Annotated in this window: 17 protein-coding genes; 11 read left to right on the forward strand and 6 right to left on the reverse strand. The window is 72.3% G+C overall.

Annotation, left to right across the window (positions count from 1 at the left end):
- Positions 1 to 71: 71 nt before the first annotated feature.
- A complete protein-coding gene (locus ACRWK7_RS02725; protein WP_431854633.1) occupies positions 72 to 596 on the forward strand; it encodes a Spy/CpxP family protein refolding chaperone in 525 nt (174 codons plus the stop codon).
- 56 nt (positions 597 to 652) lie between these two features.
- Here ACRWK7_RS02725 and ACRWK7_RS02730 read toward each other — a convergent pair whose 3' ends face one another.
- The gene (locus tag ACRWK7_RS02730; RefSeq protein ID WP_431854634.1) at positions 653 to 3,052 is read right to left on the reverse strand and encodes a PAS-domain containing protein; all 2,400 of its coding nucleotides are present in this window, start codon (positions 3,050 to 3,052) and stop codon (positions 653 to 655) included.
- Between the two features lie 155 nt (positions 3,053 to 3,207).
- On the opposite strand from ACRWK7_RS02730, the gene nadE reads away from it, so the two are divergent.
- Entirely contained in the window at positions 3,208 to 4,710 is a 1,503-nt protein-coding gene (nadE, locus tag ACRWK7_RS02735; RefSeq protein ID WP_431854635.1) for an NAD(+) synthase, read from the forward strand.
- A 3-nt stretch (positions 4,711 to 4,713) separates the two neighbouring features.
- Here nadE and ACRWK7_RS02740 read toward each other — a convergent pair whose 3' ends face one another.
- A complete protein-coding gene (locus ACRWK7_RS02740; protein WP_431854636.1) occupies positions 4,714 to 8,265 on the reverse strand; it encodes a response regulator in 3,552 nt (1,183 codons plus the stop codon).
- A 124-nt stretch (positions 8,266 to 8,389) separates the two neighbouring features.
- On the opposite strand from ACRWK7_RS02740, the gene ACRWK7_RS02745 reads away from it, so the two are divergent.
- The 5 genes from ACRWK7_RS02745 (at position 8,390) to ACRWK7_RS02765 (ending at position 13,992) form a co-directional block, all read left to right on the forward strand.
- Positions 8,390 to 9,424 carry an amino acid ABC transporter substrate-binding protein gene (locus ACRWK7_RS02745; RefSeq protein WP_431854637.1) on the forward strand — a complete coding sequence of 345 codons (1,035 nt, stop codon included), beginning with the start codon at positions 8,390 to 8,392 and terminating at the stop codon, positions 9,422 to 9,424.
- 116 nt (positions 9,425 to 9,540) lie between these two features.
- Positions 9,541 to 10,758 (forward strand): tryptophan synthase subunit beta, encoded by a 1,218-nt coding sequence (gene trpB, locus ACRWK7_RS02750; RefSeq protein WP_431854638.1) that lies wholly within the window; start codon positions 9,541 to 9,543, stop codon positions 10,756 to 10,758.
- On the forward strand, positions 10,755 to 11,588 hold the full coding sequence (trpA, locus tag ACRWK7_RS02755) for a tryptophan synthase subunit alpha (protein ID WP_431854639.1): 834 nt from the start codon (positions 10,755 to 10,757) through the stop codon (positions 11,586 to 11,588). Before trpB ends, trpA begins: the two co-directional genes overlap by 4 nt.
- Before the next feature lie 24 nt (positions 11,589 to 11,612).
- A complete protein-coding gene (accD, locus tag ACRWK7_RS02760) occupies positions 11,613 to 12,590 on the forward strand; it encodes an acetyl-CoA carboxylase, carboxyltransferase subunit beta (RefSeq protein ID WP_431854640.1) in 978 nt (325 codons plus the stop codon).
- 124 nt (positions 12,591 to 12,714) lie between these two features.
- Positions 12,715 to 13,992: a bifunctional folylpolyglutamate synthase/dihydrofolate synthase gene (locus tag ACRWK7_RS02765; RefSeq protein ID WP_431854641.1), complete on the forward strand. Its 1,278-nt coding sequence runs from the start codon at positions 12,715 to 12,717 to the stop codon at positions 13,990 to 13,992.
- A 176-nt stretch (positions 13,993 to 14,168) separates the two neighbouring features.
- Here ACRWK7_RS02765 and ACRWK7_RS02770 read toward each other — a convergent pair whose 3' ends face one another.
- Positions 14,169 to 14,471, reverse strand: coding sequence for a 4a-hydroxytetrahydrobiopterin dehydratase (locus ACRWK7_RS02770; RefSeq protein WP_431854642.1), 303 nt, complete (start codon positions 14,469 to 14,471; stop codon positions 14,169 to 14,171).
- Between the two features lie 84 nt (positions 14,472 to 14,555).
- Here ACRWK7_RS02770 and ACRWK7_RS02775 point away from each other — a divergent pair, with 84 nt between their 5' ends.
- Positions 14,556 to 14,972 carry a metallopeptidase family protein gene (locus ACRWK7_RS02775; protein ID WP_431854643.1) on the forward strand — a complete coding sequence of 139 codons (417 nt, stop codon included), beginning with the start codon at positions 14,556 to 14,558 and terminating at the stop codon, positions 14,970 to 14,972.
- Entirely contained in the window at positions 14,972 to 15,730 is a 759-nt protein-coding gene (locus ACRWK7_RS02780) for an SAM-dependent methyltransferase (RefSeq protein ID WP_431854644.1), read from the forward strand. The genes ACRWK7_RS02775 and ACRWK7_RS02780 overlap by 1 nt, the downstream gene beginning before the upstream one ends.
- Positions 15,731 to 15,734: 4 nt before the next feature.
- On the opposite strand, the gene ACRWK7_RS02785 is transcribed toward ACRWK7_RS02780, so the two are convergent.
- Positions 15,735 to 16,319, reverse strand: coding sequence for a uracil-DNA glycosylase family protein (locus ACRWK7_RS02785; protein ID WP_431854645.1), 585 nt, complete (start codon positions 16,317 to 16,319; stop codon positions 15,735 to 15,737).
- The gene (gene cobB, locus ACRWK7_RS02790; RefSeq protein WP_431854646.1) at positions 16,316 to 17,038 is read right to left on the reverse strand and encodes a Sir2 family NAD+-dependent deacetylase; all 723 of its coding nucleotides are present in this window, start codon (positions 17,036 to 17,038) and stop codon (positions 16,316 to 16,318) included. The genes ACRWK7_RS02785 and cobB overlap by 4 nt, the downstream gene beginning before the upstream one ends.
- 76 nt (positions 17,039 to 17,114) lie before the next feature.
- Between cobB and ACRWK7_RS02795 the strand changes: the two genes are divergently transcribed.
- Together ACRWK7_RS02795 and ACRWK7_RS02800 are read left to right on the forward strand one after the other, a co-directional pair.
- Positions 17,115 to 17,588 (forward strand): low molecular weight protein-tyrosine-phosphatase, encoded by a 474-nt coding sequence (locus ACRWK7_RS02795; protein WP_431854647.1) that lies wholly within the window; start codon positions 17,115 to 17,117, stop codon positions 17,586 to 17,588.
- Positions 17,585 to 18,430 (forward strand): fructosamine kinase family protein, encoded by an 846-nt coding sequence (locus ACRWK7_RS02800; RefSeq protein ID WP_431854648.1) that lies wholly within the window; start codon positions 17,585 to 17,587, stop codon positions 18,428 to 18,430. The genes ACRWK7_RS02795 and ACRWK7_RS02800 overlap by 4 nt, the downstream gene beginning before the upstream one ends.
- Here ACRWK7_RS02800 and ACRWK7_RS02805 read toward each other — a convergent pair.
- A complete protein-coding gene (locus ACRWK7_RS02805) occupies positions 18,385 to 19,197 on the reverse strand; it encodes a Crp/Fnr family transcriptional regulator (RefSeq protein ID WP_431854649.1) in 813 nt (270 codons plus the stop codon). The genes ACRWK7_RS02800 and ACRWK7_RS02805 overlap by 46 nt on opposite strands.
- Positions 19,198 to 19,324: the final 127 nt, after the last annotated feature.

Below are 19,324 nucleotides of genomic sequence, written 5' to 3' on the forward strand. Positions count from 1 at the left end.
GGCAAAGGTCGTGGGGCAGTCTGGGGTCATCGGGACAGACGTTCCGCTTCCAAACCAGGGAGTTCAGTTCCATGAAACGCGCTCTGCTCACCACGCTCGCGGTCGCCGGCAGCCTCGCCGTGGCGATCCCGGCCTTCGCCCAGCAGGGTGGGGGCATGGGTCCGGGCGGCGGCCCGGGCACCGGCCAAGGTTTCACCCGCATGTGCGACAACCAGGAGGCGCGCCTTGCCGGCATGCTGGCCTTCGCCGAGAAGAAGCTGAAGATCACCGACGCCCAGAAGGGCGCCTGGACCAAGTTCGCCGACCAGGCCCGCGCCAGCGGGGCGCCGCTGCAGGCGGCCTGTGCCACGCTCAAGGACAAGCCGCAGCCGGCCAACGCCATCGAGCGGCTGGAGCGGATGGATACCATGATGACCGCGCGCCAGCAGCAGATGCACCAGATGGTGCCGGCCATCAAGGAGATGTACGCCCAGCTGACGCCGGAGCAGCAGAAGGTCGCCGACGAGATGCTGAACCGCGGCCCGGGCCGCGGCGGCATGCACGGGCATCGCCACGGCGGCGGCATGATGGGCGGGCCGGGCGGCCAGCGGGGGTAAGTCTTCGCGCTCCTTTGAAGCCCCTCTCCCGTCATGGGAGAGGGGCTTTCCCCTATCTAAGCCGCCGCGCTCTGCCGCTTCGCCGGCAGCACGCAGCGCACGCGCAGGCCCGGGCCGGGGGTGTCGTCCACCTCCATCCGGCCGCCGTGCATCTCGATGACGTTCCTTACCAGCGTCAGGCCGAGCACCGGGGCGGCGCGGTCCAGGCGGTCGAAACGGGCCGGGACACGGGCGTCCTCCACCGGCGCCGTGGTGCCGTCGCCGATGGCCAGCACCACCGTGTCGTCGGTGCGGCGGCCGGACAGCACGATCCGCCCATTCGCCGACGGCGTGCGGATCGCCGTCACCACCAGGTTGAACAGCGCCTGCTTCAGCCGCTTCTCGTCGCCTTCCAGAATGCCCAGCGCCGGATCGGCCGACACCTCCAGCCGCAGGCCCTCGCGGCGTGCCCACTCGCGGGTCAGGCCGGCCACCGAGTCCAGCAGGTCGGCGACGTCCACGGAATCGTGCTCCAGCGTGGTGACGCCGGCGCCGATGCTGGTCAGGTCGACCACGTCGTCGATCAGCGCCAGCAGCCGCTCGCCGCCCGACAGGATGCCCTTGACGTACTCCAGCTGGCGCGGCGTCAGCGTGCCGAAATACTCGTTCGCCAGCACCTCGGCGAAGCCGATGATGCCGTTCAGCGGCGTGCGCAGGTGGTGCGAGACGTTGGCGATGAACTCGCCCTTCAGCTGGTCGGCGGCCTCCAGCGCGGCGTTGGAGGCGCGCAGCGCCTGCTCCAGCCGGGCGCTGTCGGTGACGTCGAGGTAGCTGTTGAGCACCGCTCCGTCCGGCAGCGGGACCGTCGAGAACTCGATCACCGAGCCGTCGGTGCGCTCCAGCCGGCCGGAACGCACCGAGCGCTCCAGCGTCGAGCCGACCATCTCGTCCTTCAGCCCGTCCCAGTCGCCGCCGTCGGCGAAGAACGGGTGCATGCGGTCGAACACCTCGGTGATGTGCGGCTCGCCCTGCAGGTCCTCGTCGCGCAGCTCCCAGATGCGGGCGAAGGCGGGATTGGACAGCTTCAGCCGGCCGTCGCCGCCGAACACCGCGATGCCTTCGGCAAGGTTGTCCAGCGTCTCCTGCTGGACGGCGATCAGCGTGTTGTAGGAGGACTCCAGCGCCAGCGTGTTGGTGACGTCCTCCATGATGGTGATGATGCCGCCCAGCGGGTGGGGTGCGGCCAGGGAGCGCAGGGTGGTGCCGTCGGGGAGGTGCATCAACTCCTCCGTGGCCTCCATCAGGCGCGTGTAGCGGGTCAGCCGCTCGCGCTTGTAGCTCTGGAAGTCGGCGTATTCCGGCAGCTTGCGGCGGGAGCGCAGCTCCTCCATCAGCTCGCCGTGCGTCGGCTCGCTGCGCAGGAACGCCTCGTCCATGTCCCACAGGCGGACGTAGGCCTGGTTGAAGAACTTCAGCCGCTGGTCCGGGCCGAACACCGCGATGGCGGAGCCCAGGCGCTCCAGCACCTCGGCGTGGGCGGCAAGGTGGCGGTCCAGCTCGGTGCGCAGATCCTCCAGCGGCGTCACGTCCAGCGCATAGCCGAGCATCAGCGTGCCGCCGCCGGGGCCGGGCAGCGGGGCCTCGGTCACCTCCAGCAGGCGGCGCTGGGTGCCGACCACCACCGGAAGCTTCTCCGACTGGGCGAAGCCGCCGGTCCGCGCCCGGCTTGCCAGCTCGCGCACGGCGCCGCCGGGGGCCAGCTCGCGCCCCTCGGCGACGGCGCGGTCGGGGTCGGCGTCCACGGCGCGGGCGTAGGCGCCGTTGCACCAGGCCAATCCCAGGTCGGCGCGGCGCAGCCAGACCGGCAGCGGCAGCGCGTCGAGCGCGGTGCGCAACTCGGCCGCCGCGGTTTCCGCCGCGGCGCGGTCGGTCTTGGCCTGCTCGGCGGACTGGCAGGCGTCGCTGACGTCCTCCAGCCACAGCACGTCGTGCAGCGCGCCGCCGTCGGCGGCGTGGCCGCGCCGGCCGGTCAGCCGCAGGCGGCGGCCGTCGGTGGCGGTGACGTCCAGGCGAAAGGGACGTCCGTCCGCGCGCAGCCTTTGGAGGGCGTCGGCGAAGGTCCCGGCGTCGGCGGGGGCAAGGAGCGCGGCGATGTCCTCTCCCGATTCCGGCGTCGCGCCGTGCAGCAGCGAGACGAACTCCGGCGCGGCGCGGTGGCCGCCGGTGCCGTCCCAGCCGAACCAGGGCTGCGGCGCCGCGGCGAGCAGGGCTTCCAGCCGGGCGATCTCGGCTGCCGCACGGTCGGCCCGGCGGCGCTCGGACTGCAGACACCAGCCGAGCGCGCCCACCGCGCCGACGCACAGCGCGCACAGCACGCCCCAGGCGGTCGGCGACTCGGCCTGCCCCGTCAGCCCGATGCCCACGGCCAGCCCGAGGGCGGCCAGGGCTGGCGCGTAGGTTTTGGTAAACACGCTCACGGCGCACAAACTAGCCCAGCCCCGGCGGCCGGGCAAGCCGGACACCGGGCGGGGCAAGCGGCGCCCCTCCTTTGCACCAAGGTCGTAGTCCGCGAGACGGATCGGCCGGTCGGGCGTTTCCCGCAGCGGGATCCTATCGGAAGAAGGACGCGCCGATGACGCTACGCGACCGCATTCTCGACCTCAGCCGGCAGAGCCGGATCGCTCCCCTGTCGCCGTGGTTCTCTCGGCGCTTCGACGAGCAGATCGACCGCGGGCTGTTCCTGCCGGAAGAGGAGCTGGAGCGCGTCGGCCGCCAGCTGGTCAAGGACCTGGAGGACTACCGCACGCAGACCGGGGCCGGAACGGCGGTGCTCGGCATGTCCGGCGGGGTGGACAGCGCGCTGACGGCGGCGCTGTTGAAGCGCGCCGGCTGGCGGGTGATCGGCTTCACCCTGCCGATCGAGCAGGACCCGGTGGAGACCGAGCGCGGCGTCGAGGCATGTCAGGCGCTGGGGATCGAGCACCTGCACCTCGACCTGTCCCGGCAGTACCGCGCCACGGTGGAGGAGCTGGGCAGCCTCGACCCCCGGCTGGCCGGCGCGGACGACGAGGCGCTGCGCGTCCGCCGCGGCAACGTGCGGGCGCGGCTGCGCATGGTCACCCTGTACGACCAGGCGCACCGTTTCGGCGGGCTGGTGGCGAGCACCGACAACTTTTCCGAGCTGGGTGCGGGATTCTGGACCCTGCACGGCGACGTCGGCGACCTCGCCCCGGTGCAGTCGCTGGTGAAGTCGTGGGAGGTGCCGTGGATGGCGCGGGCGTACGGCGTGCCGGAGCGGACGTGGCGCGCCACGCCGACCGACGGGCTGGGCATCGGCGCCGGCGACGAGGCGCAGATCGGGTCCAGCTACCTGGAATGGGACGTCATGGTGTTCGCCGTCATGGAGGCGGCGTTCCGCCATCCGGGCGCCGGCAAGGATGATCTGGCAGGGCTTTTGGAGCTTGGCGGCGACGAGCGGGCGGAGCGGGTGTTCCGCAGCACGCTCGGCCGGCTGGGCCGGACGTGGTTCAAGCGGGTGAACCCGATCCGGCTCGACCACCCCGTGAAGGACCGCTTCGGGCCGCTCGACGCGCTGGACGCGCGGCTGTTCCGGCCGGCGGTGCTGCGCGCCGACGAGGCGCTGTTCAAGCTGCCCTCCGACCTGGAGCATCTGGCCAAGCGGCTGGTTGAGGCGTCGGCCGAGTCCGGCGACCGGGTGGTGACGGCGGAGTCCTGCACGGCCGGGCTGATCGGCGTCTGCCTTGCCTCCGTGCCGCGCAGCTCCGAGGTGTTCGCCGGGTCGTTCGTCACCTACCGCTCGGCCATGAAGACCGACGCGCTGGGCGTGCCAACCGGCCTGATCGAGGAGCAGACGCCGTACCATCCCGAGGTGGCGCGGCGCATGGCGCTGGGGGCGCTGGAGCGGGCCGGGCACGCCACGGTGGCGCTGGCGGTGACCGGCGTCGGCGGGCCGGGGCCGGATTGCGGCAAGCCGCAGGGCTTGGTGTACGTCGCGGTCGCCAAGCGCGGCGAGGAGCCGCGGGTGGAGGAGCACCGCTTCCCCGGCTCGCCCAAGGAGGTGCTGGCCCACACCATCCGCGCGGCGCTGCTGATGGGGTTGGGGCGGACGGGGTGACGGCTACGCCGGCACCTCCTCCCGCAACTCCCGGATCGCGTCGGCCACCGCCGGGAAGGTGGCCGCCATGGCGGCGCGGCCCGCTTCCGCGCCGCTGCGGTCGCCGCGTGCCGCCGCCATCTCCAGCGCGGAGCAGGCCTGGGCGAGCACCTTGGCGCCGGCGGTGCGCGCCGCCCCGGCCGCGGCGTGCGCGGCGTGGCGCAGCGCCTCGAAGTCGTCGCGCGCCAACGCCGCCGCGGCCTCGTCCAGCAGCGGGGTGGTGGTCTCGACGAAATACTCCAGCATCGTGACCGCCTCGTCGTCCAGGGCGCCGAACATGGTGCGGACGTGGTCGAGGTCGAGCACCGGCAGCGCGGCGGCGGGGGCCGGTGGCTCCTCCGGCGGCAGGGGGGCGGCGGTGGCGCCGCTCCAGCGGTTCAGCGCGTCCGCCAGCTGCCGCAGCGTCACCGGCTTGGCGATGTAGTCGTCCATGCCGGCAGCGGTGCAGCGCTCCATCTCGCCGGCCAGCGCGTTGGCGGTCATGGCGATGATCGGCAGGCGGCGGCCGGTGCCGGCCTCCTGCTCGCCGGCGCGGATCTGGCGCGACAGCTCATAGCCGTCCATGCGCGGCATGTGGCAGTCGGTGATCAGCAGGCGGTAGCGCTTGGCGCGCAGCGCCGCCAGCGCCTCGATGCCGTCGGCGGCGATGTCCGCGGCGAAGCCCAGTTGACGCAGCTGGCGCAGGATCACCTGCTGGTTGGTCGGGTGGTCTTCGGCGACCAGCACCGTGGCCTCCTCGGCGTGCGGTTCGCGCCGGGCGCCGGGCTGCGGAACGCCGCCGTCCGCCGCGGCGTCGGGACGGGCGGGCAGCGGCGGGGCGGCGCGGCCGGCCAGCACGGCGATCTTGCGGAACAGCGGGTCCCGGTGCAACGGGCGCGCCAGCGTGTCCTGCGGCACGCCGTCGGGCAGCGGCAGCGCCTCCCCCGCCTCCCGACCGTCGGTCAGCAGCAGCGTCGGCGGCGGCGGCGCGCCCAGCGCGGCGAGGCGCTCCAGCACCTCCGCCGCCGTGGCGTCGGGCAGGCGGCTGGCCAGCACCAGCACGTCGGGCGCCGCCAGCTCGGTCAGCTCCACCGTCTCGTCGGCGCTGGCGGCGTCGGCGACGGCGGCATGCTTGCCCTGGAGATAGCGCACCAGCGCCGTGCGCTGCGCCGGCTCGCCCTCGGCGACGACGATGGTGAGGTCGGCGAGGTCCGGCGCGTCCGCGGCCCGGTCGGCGTCGCCCAGCGGCAGGTCGACGGTGAACCAGAAGGTCGAGCCGTGGCCCGGCGCCGAGGCGACGCCGATGGCGCCGCCCATCATCTCGATGAGGCGCGTGCAGATCGCCAGCCCCAGCCCGGTGCCGCCGAAGCGGCGGGTGGTCGAGCTGTCGGCCTGGCTGAAGGGCTGGAACAGGCGGGCCTGCCCCTCCTCGCTGATGCCGATGCCGGTGTCCTCCACCTCGAAGCGCAGGGTGACCATGCCCGGCGCCGGGGTACCGGCGACGGTGGTGCGCAGGACGACGCGGCCGACCTCGGTGAACTTGATGGCGTTGCCGGCGAGGTTGAACAGGATCTGCCGCAACCGGCCGGGGTCGCCGCGCACCGCGGGCGGCACGGAGAGGTCGATCTGGCAGACCAGCGCCAACTGCCGGTGGTGCGCCTGCGGGGCCAGCAGGTCGGCGACGCCCTCCACCAACTCGACCGGCGAGAGGTCGAGTTCCTCCAGGTCGAGCTTGCCGGCCTCGATCTTCGACAGGTCGAGGATGTCGTCGATGATGCGCAGAAGCGCCGTGGCGCTGTCGCGCACGGTGGTCAGCAGTGCCTGCTGCTCGCCGGTGAGCGGCGTCAGCGCGATCAGCTCCAGCATGCCCAGCACGCCGTTCATCGGCGTGCGGATCTCGTGGCTCATGGTCGCCAGGAACTCGGACTTCGAGCGCGCGGCGACCTCGGCGGCGTCCTTGGCGTGGCGCAGCGCCTCCTCGGCCTGCTTGCGCTCGGTGATGTCGTAGCTCCAGGCCAGCACGGCGGGCTGGCCCTCGAACTCGGTGCGCTGGAGGGTTTGCAGGGCCCACACCCGGCTGCCGTCGGGGCGGTCCACCGCCAGTTCGACGTCGCGCGCCATCACCCCGGCCTCGCCCGACGGCAGCAGGGCGCGGCCGGTCACGGACGGCTGCATCCGGGGGGCGAGCGCGTGCCGGCGGCCGACGAAGCGGGCCAACGGCACGCCGGCCAGCTCGGCGGCGCGGGCGTTGGCGAAGGCCACCGTGCCGTCGGCGCGGCCGATGGAGACGCCGACCGGGCTCTGCTCCAGGATGGCGCGCAGGCGGCGTTCGCTGTCCAGCAGGTCGCGCTCGCGCGCCTTGATGGTGGCGACGAAGAACTGGAACGCGCGCGCCATGTCGCCGATCTCGTCGGCGCCGCGCGTGGGGATCGCCACCGGCTGACCGGCCTCGTGCGCGGTCATGGCGGCCTGCAGCAGGCGCAGCCGCCGCACCACGTTGCGGTGGATGTACAGGAAGATCGCCAGCGCGCCGAGGATGGAGACCAGCGCCATGCCGACGATCGCCCGCTCGCCCTCGCGGATCACCCGCTCGAATTCGGCGGAGCGGGCGGCGATGTCCTGCTCGATGCCGAGGAAATAGTCGGACACCGAGGCGACCAGTCGGTCCGACACGTTCTGGTTGCGGGTGACCGCGCCCTTGACCGCGCGCTGCAGGGTGATCTCGGTCAGCCGGCCGGCGAACAGGTTGCGCTCGCCCAGGCCCAGCGAGGTCAGCTCGCGGTGCAGCGGTTCCAGCGCCGTCCTCGGGGCCGGCGGCAGGCGGGACAGCGGCACCGCCGCCTCGTCCAGCGCCGTCAGGTAGTCCTGGCGCAGGCGCTCGACCTTCGCCTCGTGGTCGGCGCGGGTGCTGGCCAGCATCAGCGTCATGGCGTGGCCGGCGTGGTCGGCCCAGCGCTGCACGTCGCGCTCCAACTGGCGCACCGCCTCCGCCTCGGCGGCCGACGCGGCGTCGGGGAGAAAGCGGGCGATGGTGTCGCCTTCCGCCAGCCCCTGCGCGACGCGGCGGATGCGCTGGTCCAGTTCCAGCACGCGGCCGACCAGCGCGCCGGTCTCGGCGGTCACGGCGAGCTGGCGCTCGACCTGGGCGTTGAGGGTTCGCAGGTTCTCCAGCAGCTCGGTCTTGCGGCGCTCCAGCTCGGCCAGATCGGCGTCGCCACCGCTGCGGCCGCGCAGGCGGTTCATCAGGTCTTCCAGCAGGTCGATCTGGTCGCCGATGCGCGCCATCACCGCCTCTCGCACCGACTGGCTCTGCACTGCGACCAGGGCGGGAGCGTTCGCGGCGATGGTGCCGCTCTGCTGCGCCAGCTGCGAGGCGCTGACCAGTCCCGGCACCTTGGCCGTGGCGACCTGCGCGAAGCCTTCGTGGAACTGCGAGAACAGCGACACGGCGACGACGCTGGTGGCGGCGGTGAGGCCGCCGATCACGGTGAGACCAGCGAGGATGCGGAAGGCGACGCCGAGCCGGGGGAACAGCATATGGAAAACCTACCATGACGCCGCGGAAGGGCGCAATTCGCCACGCCCGGCGCCGCCTGCGGCGCGCTTGACCGGCGCGGATTGCCGGGAGGATGCTGGGCCGTCCCTGAAGGCGGAGCGCGGCATGCGGAAGATCCTCGTCGTCCTGGCGGCGTGCGCCGGGCTGCTGGCCGGCCCGGCGGTCGCCGGCCCGGACGGGGGCACGGTAGAGCGGGTGCGCGCCGCCGGCCTCGTGCGCTGTGGGGTGACGACCAGCGGCGCCGGGTTGGCCATGCTCGACACGCAGGGGCGCTGGCAGGGCTTCTTCGTGGATTTCTGCCGCGCCGTGGCGGCGGCCGTGACCGGCAGCGCCGACAACGTGGACTTTCTGGAGACCAGCACCGCCAGCCGTTTTCAGGCGCTGCGCGACGGCAAGGTCGATCTGGTGGCCGACGGCTCGACGGTGACGCTGCACCGTCTCGCCACCCAGGGGATCGCCTTCCCGGCGGTCTACATGTTCGACGGCCAGGGCTTCATGGCGCACCGCTCGCTGGGCGCGGGCCGGCTGGCGGAGGTCGGCGCGGCCAGCGTCTGCGTCATCGAGGAGACCACGACGCACCAGAACCTGGCGGGATGGATCGCCGCCACCGGCGCCAAGCTGACGGTGCGCACGGTCAGCACGACGGAGGGGGCGCTCAGCGCCTTCTTCAACCATCATTGCGACCTGCTCACCAACGACCGGATCAGCCTGTTCGCCCAGCGCCTGCAGAACGCCCCGAACCCCGCCGACTACGTGGTCTTCCCCGAGGTGATCTCGAAGGAGCCGGTCAGCCCAACCGTCAAGGCCGGTGACCGCGTGTGGGAGCGGCTGGTCGCCTGGGTGCTGCACGCGCTGGTGCTGGCCGAGGAGAAGGGGATCACCGCCACCCGGGCCGCCTTCCCGGCGCTGGGCGAGGGGGCGGATCCGGAGGCGCGCCGGCTGCTGGGCCTGACGCCGGGGCTCGGCGAGGGATTCGGCCTCGACGACCTGTGGGCGCGCCGCGCCATCGCGCAGGTCGGCAACTACGGCGAGCTGTACGAGCGCCACCTGGGCGCCGGCTCGCGCCTCAACATCGAGCGCGGGCCGAACGCGCTGTGGACCAGGGGCGGGCTGCTGTACGCGCCGCCGCTGGGGGGATAGCGCCTTCCCGACGCGATTCCGGTCCCATCGCCCTTCAAAAGTCGGGCGCGCGCCGCTATGGTGGCGCCTTCCCGGGTGAGACCGCCCGTCCCAGCACTCGAGTCCCCGATCCCGCGATGACCATTCCCAACACCTTCCGCGCCGGGCCGGACGAGCACGGCCATTTCGGCATCTACGGCGGCCGCTTCGTCGCCGAGACGCTGATGCCGCTCATCCTGGAGGTCGAGAAGGCCTACAACGCCGCGAAGGCCGACCCGGACTTCCAGGCGGAGATGAAGGAGCGGCTGAAGCAGTACGTCGGCCGCCCGAACCCGCTGTACTTTGCGGAGCGGCTGACCGAACGGCTCGGCGGCGCCAAGGTGTACTTCAAGCGCGAGGAGCTGAACCACACCGGCGCGCACAAGATCAACAACTGCATCGGGCAGATCCTGCTGGCCCGGCGCATGGGCAAGACCCGCATCATCGCCGAGACCGGCGCCGGCCAGCACGGCGTGGCGACGGCGACGGTGTGCGCGCTGTTCGACATGCCCTGCGTCATCTACATGGGCGAGGTGGACATCGCCCGGCAGCAGCCGAACGTCTTCCGCATGAAGCTGCTGGGCGCGGAGGTGGTCTCGGTCACCTCCGGCGCGCGGACGCTGAAGGACGCGATGAACGAGGCGCTGCGCGACTGGGTGACCAACGTCGCCGACACCTATTATTTGATCGGCACGGTCGCCGGCCCGCATCCGTACCCGACGATGGTCCGCGATTTCCAGTCGGTGATCGGCGACGAGGTGCGCTGGCAGATGCAGGAGCTGGAAGGCCGCCTGCCCGATTCGCTGGTCGCCTGCGTCGGTGGCGGTTCCAACGCCATGGGGCTGTTCCACCCGTTCCTGGACGACCAGAGCGTCAAGATCGTCGGCGTCGAGGCGGCCGGGCGCGGCCTCGACAAGGGGCCGGACGACCACGCCGCCTCCATCGCCGGCGGCCGGCCGGGCGTGCTGCACGGCAACCGCACCTACCTGCTGCAGGACGAGGACGGGCAGATCCTCGAAGGCCACTCGATCTCCGCCGGCCTCGACTACCCGGGCATCGGGCCGGAGCACGCCTGGCTCAACGACATCGGCCGCGTCGAGTACGCCAGCGCCACCGACCAGGAGGCGCTCGACGCCTTCCAGCTCTGCGCCCGCACCGAGGGCATCATCCCGGCGCTGGAATCGGCGCACGCGCTGGCCGAGGTGGTCAAGCGCGCGCCGACGCTGCCCAAGGATCATCTGATGGTGATGTGCCTGTCCGGCCGCGGCGACAAGGACATCTTCACCGTCGCCAATCAACTCGGAGTGAAGCTGTGAGCGAGACCGGACGCATCGCACGGCGCTTCGCCGCGCTGAAGGCCGAGGGCCGCGCCGGCCTCGTCACCTTCATCACCGCCGGCGACCCCGACCACGAGACCTGCCGCGCCGTGCTGGAGGGCCTGCCCGGGGCCGGCGCCGACCTGATCGAGCTGGGCATGCCCTTCACCGATCCCATGGCCGACGGCCCGGCGATCCAGGCCGCCGGCCTGCGCGCGCTGAAGGCCGGGGCGAAGACCAGGCGGGTGCTGGAGCTGGTGGCGGATTTCCGCGCCAAAGACCAGGACACGCCGGTGATCCTGATGGGCTATTACAACCCCATCTACAGCTATGGCGTGGAGCGTTTCCTGACCGACGCCAAGGCGGCGGGCGTGGACGGCCTGATCGTCGTCGACCTGCCGCCGGAAGAGGACGAGGAGCTGTGCCTCCCAGCGCTGAAGGCGGGGGTGAACTTCGTCCGCCTCGCCACGCCGACCAGCGACGACGCGCGGCTGCCGGCGGTGCTGAAGAACACCTCGGGCTTCGTCTACTACGTCTCGGTGGCCGGCATCACCGGTGCCGCGTCCGCCAGCGACACCGCGGTGGCCGAGGCGGTGGCGCGGCTGAAGCGCCACACCGACCTGCCGGTGGCCGTCGGCTTCGGCATCAAGTCGCCGGAGCAGGCGGCGGCGGTCGCCCGCGTCGCCGACGCGGCGGTGGTCGGCTCCGCCATCGTCAGCCGGGTGGCGGCGAGCCTCGGCGAGGACGGAGCGCCGCAGCCGGGGCTGGTTCCCGACGTGCTCGGCTTCGTCCGGCAACTGGCCGCGGGTGTGCGCGGCGCGCGCGCTTAACACGATTTCCTGAAGAGTGGTCCGATGAACTGGCTCACCAACTACGTCCGTCCGAAGCTCAGCGCGCTGGTCGCCCGCAAGGATGTGCCCGACAACCTCTGGCACAAGTGCCCGAACTGCGAGGCCATGCTGTTCCACCGCGACCTGGAGGAGAACCTCCTGGTCTGCCAGCACTGCGGCTTCCACATGCGGCTCGACCCGCTGAAGCGGCTGGGCATGCTGTTCGATGGCGGCGAGTACCACGCCATCGAGGTGCCGAAGACGCCGGTCGATCCGCTGAAGTTCCGCGACCAGAAGCGCTACACCGACCGCCTCAAGGAAGCCCAGGGCAAGACCGGCCGCAACGACGCCATCGTCGTCGGCCACGGCACCATGGGCGGTCTGCCGGCCGTGGTGGCGGCCTTCGACTTCGGCTTCATGGGCGGTTCCATGGGCATCGCGGTGGGCGAGGGGCTGCTGGCCGCCGCCAAGCAGGCGGTCGCCCGCCGGGCGCCGCTGGTGGTCGTCCCGGCGTCGGGCGGGGCGCGCATGCAGGAGGGCATCCTGTCGCTGATGCAGATGCCGCGCACCACCATCGCGGTGGAGATGGTCAAGGAGGCCGGCCTGCCCTACGTGGTGGTGCTGACCGACCCGACCACCGGCGGCGTCACCGCGTCCTTCGCCATGCTGGGCGACATCCACATCGCCGAGAAGGGCGCGCAGATCGGCTTCGCCGGCGCCCGCGTCATCGAGAGCACCATCCGCGAGACGCTGCCGGAGGGCTTCCAGCGCTCCGAGTACCTGCTCGACCACGGCATGGTGGACATGGTGGTGCACCGCAAGGATCTGCGCACGACGCTGATCCGCGTGCTCGACCTGCTGATGCGCCCGAAGGCGGTGAAGGCGCCGCTGGAGCTGGACACCGTGGGCGCCGACGGCGAGGAGGACGGCGACGTCGTCCAGGCGGACGCCGCCGACCACACGCCTACGCAGGCCGAGGCGGTGCGGGAAGAGGCGCGGTAAGTCCTCTCGCTGGGCCCCCACCCAACCCTCCCCCATCTTCGACGGGGGAGGGCTTTGTTCCTCCCCCCGCGCAGTGGGGGGAGGTTAGGAGGGGGGCCCGACGCCACGACGCTCACAGGGACCCATGGCCCTCTCCGACCCCGTGCTCCAGCGGCTGACGGCGCTGCACCCCAAGGTCATTGACCTGTCGCTCGACCGCATCCACCGGCTGCTGTCCGCGCTGGGCGACCCGCACAAGGGGTTGCCGCCGGTGGTGCACGTTGCCGGCACCAACGGCAAGGGCTCCACCGTCGCCTTCCTGCGCGCCATGCTGGAGGCGGCGGGGCTGCGCGTGCACGTCTACACCTCGCCGCACCTCGTGCGCTTCCACGAGCGCATCCGGCTGGCCGGCACCCTGATCACCGATGACCACCTGACCTCCCTGCTGGAGGAGTGCGAGGCCGCCAACCGCGGCGCGCCGATCACCTTCTTCGAGGTGACCACCGCCGCCGGCTTCCTGGCCTTTTCCCGCACCCCGGCCGACGTGGTGCTGCTGGAGACCGGGCTGGGCGGGCGGCTGGACGCCACCAACGTGATCGAGTGCCCGGCGGTCACCGCGATCACCCGCGTCTCGCACGACCACCGCCAGTTCCTCGGCGACAGCCTGACCGCCATTGCGGGGGAGAAGGCCGGCATCCTCAAGCCCGGTGTGCCGGCGGTGTTCGCGCCGCAGCCGGACGTGGAGGTCGCCCGCGTGCTGGCCGACCGCGCCGCCGCAGTGGGCGCCCCGGTGTTTTCCTGGCGGGCCGAGCCGTCGCCCACCGGCTTCCGTTTCGAGAGCGCCGCGCGCCGTCTCGCCCTGCCGCCGCCGGGGCTGGCCGGTGCGCACCAGATCCTCAACGCCGGGCTGGCGCTGGCCTGCCTCGACCATCTGCCGGTGCGGGTGGACGATGCGGCGGCGGCGCGCGGGGTGGCGACGGCCAACTGGCCGGCGCGCCTGCAGCGGCTGACCCGCGGCCCGCTGCTGGACCGCCTGCCGCCGGGCTGGGAGCTGTGGCTGGACGGCGGCCACAACGATTCCGCCGGCGAGGTGCTGGCGGTGCAGGCCGCCGCCTGGGCGGCGCAGGACGGCCGGCCGCTCGACCTGGTGTTCGGCATGCTGGCCAGCAAGGAACCGGCGGAGTTCCTGCGCCCGCTGGCGCCGCATGTCCGCCGCCTGCGCGCCGTCGCTATCCCCGGCGAGGACGCGTCGCTGCCGGCCGAAGCCGCGGCGGCTGCGGCGCGCGCGGTGGGCATCGCCGACGCCGAGCCGGCGGCCGATACCGCGGCGGCGCTTGCCTCCGTCACGCAGGCCGAGCGAGGCCGCGCGCTGATCTGCGGCTCGCTGTACCTGGCGGGAACCGTGCTGGCGGAGAATGGCTGAGCGGGTTGTCGGCCCGCTACGCGCACATTCCTTTCCGTCATCCCCGCGAAGGCGGGGATCCAGCGCTCGCGTCCGCGAGCCAGATGACTCATGTCGCCCTTGCCAGGGCTCTTCCTGGATCCCCGCCTTCGCGGGGATGACGAAAGAGAGACGTACAGGGCGCTGAGCGGCCGCCCTTACCGGTCGTGCGCCGGCGCGATGGCGTCCAGGCGGTGGGCGAACTCGACGTCCTTGCCGGTCACGCCGTCGGTGGCGCGGGTGTACAGGATGATCTCGACGCGGCCCAGGTCGTTGAACCATTCCGGGCAGTGGTCGTGCTTGACGGCCAGCAGCGCCACCTGGGTCATGAAACCCCAGGCGGTGGAGAAATCGGCGAAGTGGTAGGTCTTGCGGATGGCGTCGCGCTCCAGCACTTCCGACCAGCCGTGCAGTTCGCGCAGCGCACCCTGGCGCTTGGCGCCGACCAGCTTCTCCGACATGGGTTTCCTCCCCCTAACGCGTCATGTCGATCCGGCTTACCGCCGCTTGGCGCGGGGGTCAAGCTCCGCTAGGCTCAGGCCACCATGACCGCGAACCGCCCGCACGCCTTCACCGCCCCGCCCACGCTGGCCGATCTGGAGCGCATGGCCGACGAGGCCCTCGCCACCATCCCCGAGCCGCTGCGCCGCCACGTCCGGAACGTGCTGATCCGCGTCGAGGACTTCCCCGACGAGGAGACCGAGCAGGAGATGGAGCTGGAGAGCCCGTTCGACCTGCTGGGCCTCTACCGCGGCGTCGACCTGACGCGGCAGAGTGTGTCGCACGTGCGCACCGAGATCGACGCCATCTTCCTCTACCGCCGGCCGATCCTCGACTACTGGTGCGAGACTGGCGAGGACCTGTACGGCATCGTCCGCCACGTGCTGATCCACGAGATCGGCCACCATTTCGGCTTCTCCGACGACGACATGGACCGCATCGAAAGCAGCGATTTCGACTGATGGACGAGCAACGCTTCTTCCAGCTGCACGACGGCCTGCCGCGGCAGGCGCCGGGATCCGACGCCGCGACGCTCGACGCGCTGAACCGGCTGCGCCGGCACGGGCTGCCGGACGAACCGGCGGTGCTCGAGGTCGGCTGCGGCACCGGGCGGGCGACGCTGCTGCTGGGGCGGCACACCGGCGCGCGGGTGACCGCGATCGACCTCCACGAACCCTTTCTCGGCGAGACGCAGCGGAAGATCGACGACGCCGGGCTGGGGCGCCGGCTTCAGGTCGAGCGGCGCTCCATGCTGGAACTGGACGTCGCCTATCCGCCGGAGAGCTTCGACCTGCTGTGGGCCGAGGGCGCCATCTACGTGATCGGCTTCGGCCGCGGGCTGGAACGCTGGCGCCGTCTGATGCGGCCGGGGGCGCTGGCGGCGGTCAGCGAGCTGACCTGGCTGACCGGCAATCCGCCGTCCGACGCCCGCGCCTTCTGGGCCGAGGCCTACCCGGCGATGGCCACCGAGGCGGAGAACCGCGCGGCGGCCGAGCGCGCGGGGTGGCGGGTGCTGGAGACGGTCACGCTGCCGGCCTCGGCGTGGTGGGACGAGTACTACCGGCCGCTGGAGGCGCGGATCGCCGAGTTCCGGGAGCGCCACCCGCTCGACGAGCGCTGGACGGCGGTGCTGGACGCCGCGGCGGCGGAGATCGACCTGTACCGGCGGTTCGGCGCGAGCTACGGGTACGTGTTCTATCTGCTGCGGCGGATGGGGTGAGGCGTCAGCCGAGCTGGTTGTGGACCCGCTCCCGCAGCGCCGGCACCAGATCCTCCTCGAACCACGGATTCCGCTTGATCCAGGCTGTGTTGCGCCAGCTTGGATGCGGAAGCGGAATGAACCGCGGCCCGTACTCCCGCCACGCCGCCACCGTCTCGGTCATGGTGGGCTTCCGCCGGTCGCCGAGGTAGTGCGCCTGCGCGTAGCTGCCGACCAGCAGCGTCAGTTCCACCGCGGGCAGGGCGGCCATCACCTCGGCGTGCCAGCGCGGCGCGCACTCCGGGCGGGGCGGGTAATCGCCGCCCTTGGGCGCGGTGCCGGGGTAGCAGAAGCCCATCGGCACGATGGCGATGCGGCTCCCGTCGTAGAAGGCGTCGCGGTCCAACGCCAGCCACTGTCGCAGCCGGTCGCCGGACGGGTCGTTCCAGGGGATGCCGGTGGCGTGCACCCGCGCGCCCGGTGCCTGCCCGATGATCAGCAGCCGCGCCGTGCGGCTGGCGCGCAGCACCGGGCGCACGCCGTGCGGCAGGTGCGCGGCGCACTGCGTGCAGGCCCGCACACGGTCCAGCAGGGCGTCGAGGCCGCTCACACCGAACCGGCCAGCAGGTCGCGGACGAAGGCCGGCACCACCTCGGTGGCCGGGCCGTGGATGCTCCGGTCGAACAGCGTGGCGCCGGCCGAGGGTTCCAGGTTCAGCTCCACCGTTAGGGCGCCGGCCGCCCCCGCCTCGGCGACGAAGCCGGCGGCGGGGTAGACGTTGCCCGATGTGCCGATGGAGACGAACAGGTCGCAGGCGGTCAGCGCCTCGTAGATGCGCTCCATGTGGTAGGGCATCTCGCCGAACCAGACGATGTCCGGGCGCAGGCCGCCCTTGCGGCCGCAGTTCGGGCAGACGTCCTCCGCCGACAGGTCGGTGCGGATCTCCAGGGTGAAGCGGCAGTGGGCGCAGAACGCCTTCAGCAGCTCGCCGTGCATGTGCACGAGGGTGCGGCTGCCGGCGCGTTCGTGCAGGTCGTCGATGTTCTGGGTGACCACCAGGACGTCGCCGGCCCAGCGCCGCTCCAGTTCGGCCAGCGCGGCGTGCGCCGGGTTGGGGCGGACCTCCGGGGACAGCAGGCCGCGGCGGCGCGCGTTGTAGAACTCCTGCACGCGCCGCGGGTTGCGGGCGAAGGCCTCGGGCGTGGCGACGTCCTCGATCCGGACCTGCGCCCAGATGCCGTCGGCGTCGCGGAAGGTGTGCAGGCCCGACTCGCGCGAGATGCCGGCCCCGGTGAGGACGACGATGGGGGCGGTAGGGTGGAGCGGCATGGGCAACCCTGGCGGTCGAAGGTCCGGATCGGCTAAGTTGACCACACGCGCCGGGAATGCCAAGGGGGGAGAGCGTATGGTCAGGGTCCTGTTCGTGTGCACCGGGAACATCTGCCGCTCGCCCACGGCCGAGGGGGTGTTCCGCCGCCTCGTGCGCGAGGCCGGGCTGGAGGGCGCGATCGGCACGGACTCGGCCGGCACCAGCGACTACCACACCGGCGAGCCGCCGGACCATCGCAGCCAGCAGGCCGCCGAGGCGCGTGGCGTGGACATCGCCGACCTGCGGGCGCGGCAGGTCACGGTGGCCGACTTCCGCCGCTTCGACTACGTGCTCGCCATGGACGCGGGGCACCTGAGCCAGCTGCGCCGCCTGGCGCCTCCGGACGGCACGGCGGAGGTCCGCCTGTTCATGGACTACGCGCCCGCCGCGCCGAAGCGCGAGGTGCCGGACCCCTACTACGGCGAGGGCAGCCACTTCCACGAGGTGCTCGACCTTGTCGAGGCGGGGGCCAGGGGGCTGCTGGAGCACATCCGTCGGGCGGGGGTGTGACTCCCGACCTCCACCTCCTCATCGAATCCGCGACTGGCAGCGCGGTCGCGTCCGTCCGGCCGCTCGCCGGCGGTCACAACGCCGAATTGTTCACTGTCGCTCTGACCGACGGGCGTACGCTGGTCGCCAAGGCCGGGCACGGGCTGGAGCCGGAGGGCTTCATGCTGCGCCACCTCGCGGCGCACAGCCGGCTGCCGGTGCCGGCCGTGCACCATGGCGATGACCGGCTGCTGCTGATGGACTTCGTCGAGGGCGGCGACGCCATCACGCCGCAGGCCGAGGAGCACGCGGCGGAGCTAATCGCCGCCCTGCACGGCATCGCGGCGCCGCGCTACGGCTTCCCGCGCTCGACGCCCATCGGGCCGCTGCCGCAGGACAACGCGGAGTCCGACGACTGGATCGCCTTCTTCCGCGACCGCCGGCTGCTGGCCATGGCGCGCGCGGCGCTGGCGGAAGGCCGCATCGACTCCGCGCTGATGCGCCGGATCGAGGCGCTGGCCGGCCGCCTGCCGGAGCTGGTCGGCACCCCGGCGCCGCCGGCGCTGGTGCACGGCGATTTGTGGACCGGCAACGTGCTGGTGCGCGGCGGGCGCGTGGCGGCTTTCATAGATCCAGCCATCCACCACGCCGACCCGGAGATCGAGCTGGCCTTCACCACGCTGTTCGGCACCTTCGGCGCGGCGTTTTTCCGCCGCTACGGCGAGATCCGGCCGCTGCGCCCCGGCTTCTTCGAGGTGCGGCGCGACCTCTACAACCTCTACCCGCTGCTGGTCCACGTGCGGCTGTTCGGCGGGTCCTACGTCGGGTCGGTGGAACGGATCGTCCGGCGCTTCGCCGGGTGATCGGAGAAGGCGCGCTCCAGATGGCCGGGCGCCTGGATCAGGTGCAGGTACAGCTCGTCGAACTGGCCGACGACGGCGAGCCGGGACACGTCCTGGACGGTGATGCGCTGGCCGCTGACCTCGACCAGCCCGCTGTCGCGCAGGCGGCGCAGCGTGCGGTTGACGTGCACGATGCTGAGGCCCAGCGCGTCGGCCATGATCTCCTGCGTCACCGGCAGCGTGAAATGGCCGTCCTGCGCCATGTTGACCACGCTGAGGCGCCGCAGCAGCTCGACGATCAGGTGGGCGACGCGCTCCAGCGCGGTGCGGCGGCCGAGGCTGAGCAGCCGCTCGGCCACCATCGCCTCCTCCCGCGCGCCGGACCACGCCAGCGCAGCGGCGAGACGGGGGAAGTTGCGGAACAGCTCGACGATGCGCTCGGGTGGGAAGCTGGCGACCTCGACCGGAGTCAGCGTGGTGACGGAATGGTCCGTGCATTCGAACAGGTTCGAATAAATGCCGATGATGTCACCGGGCAGCACGAAGTTGACCACCTGCCGCCGCCCATCCGGCAACGCCTTGTGGCGGATTGCCCAGCCGTCGCGCAGCACGCTGGCCTCGCCGTAGCGGTCGCCCTGGCGCAGCAGGTCGGCGCGGGCGGGCTGGCGCGCGACGCTGCGCTCCAGGGCCAAAAGGAACGCGGTTTCGTCGCGGGTCAGCGTGACGTAACTGCTGAGCTTCAGCCAGAGGGGACTTCCCGGCGCCTTTCCTGCCGGTGCGCGAACCATCGTTGTTTCCCGGCCTTCAGTATTCCGTCGTCGCCACGCCAGAAGAAGCGTAGCGGCGCCTCGGCTGGGCGCTGGCGAACGTTTAAATCTTCTTCGGCCGGGGGCCATAACATAGGTTAATGGTCTG

It is taken from the genome of Azospirillum sp., assembly GCF_050789165.1.

Coding starts and splice junctions, on each gene's coding strand:
- ACRWK7_RS02725 (WP_431854633.1), top strand. CDS start 72: ATGAAACGCGCTCTGCTCACCACGCTCGCGGTCGCCGGCAGCCTCGCC.
- nadE (WP_431854635.1), top strand. CDS start 3,208: ATGACGCTACGCGACCGCATTCTCGACCTCAGCCGGCAGAGCCGGATC.
- ACRWK7_RS02740 (WP_431854636.1), bottom strand. CDS start 8,265: ATGCTGTTCCCCCGGCTCGGCGTCGCCTTCCGCATCCTCGCTGGTCTC.
- ACRWK7_RS02745 (WP_431854637.1), top strand. CDS start 8,390: ATGCGGAAGATCCTCGTCGTCCTGGCGGCGTGCGCCGGGCTGCTGGCC.
- trpB (WP_431854638.1), top strand. CDS start 9,541: ATGACCATTCCCAACACCTTCCGCGCCGGGCCGGACGAGCACGGCCAT.
- accD (WP_431854640.1), top strand. CDS start 11,613: ATGAACTGGCTCACCAACTACGTCCGTCCGAAGCTCAGCGCGCTGGTC.
- ACRWK7_RS02765 (WP_431854641.1), top strand. CDS start 12,715: ATGGCCCTCTCCGACCCCGTGCTCCAGCGGCTGACGGCGCTGCACCCC.
- ACRWK7_RS02770 (WP_431854642.1), bottom strand. CDS start 14,471: ATGTCGGAGAAGCTGGTCGGCGCCAAGCGCCAGGGTGCGCTGCGCGAA.
- ACRWK7_RS02775 (WP_431854643.1), top strand. CDS start 14,556: ATGACCGCGAACCGCCCGCACGCCTTCACCGCCCCGCCCACGCTGGCC.
- ACRWK7_RS02780 (WP_431854644.1), top strand. CDS start 14,972: ATGGACGAGCAACGCTTCTTCCAGCTGCACGACGGCCTGCCGCGGCAG.
- cobB (WP_431854646.1), bottom strand. CDS start 17,038: ATGCCGCTCCACCCTACCGCCCCCATCGTCGTCCTCACCGGGGCCGGC.
- ACRWK7_RS02795 (WP_431854647.1), top strand. CDS start 17,115: ATGGTCAGGGTCCTGTTCGTGTGCACCGGGAACATCTGCCGCTCGCCC.
- ACRWK7_RS02805 (WP_431854649.1), bottom strand. CDS start 19,197: ATGGTTCGCGCACCGGCAGGAAAGGCGCCGGGAAGTCCCCTCTGGCTG.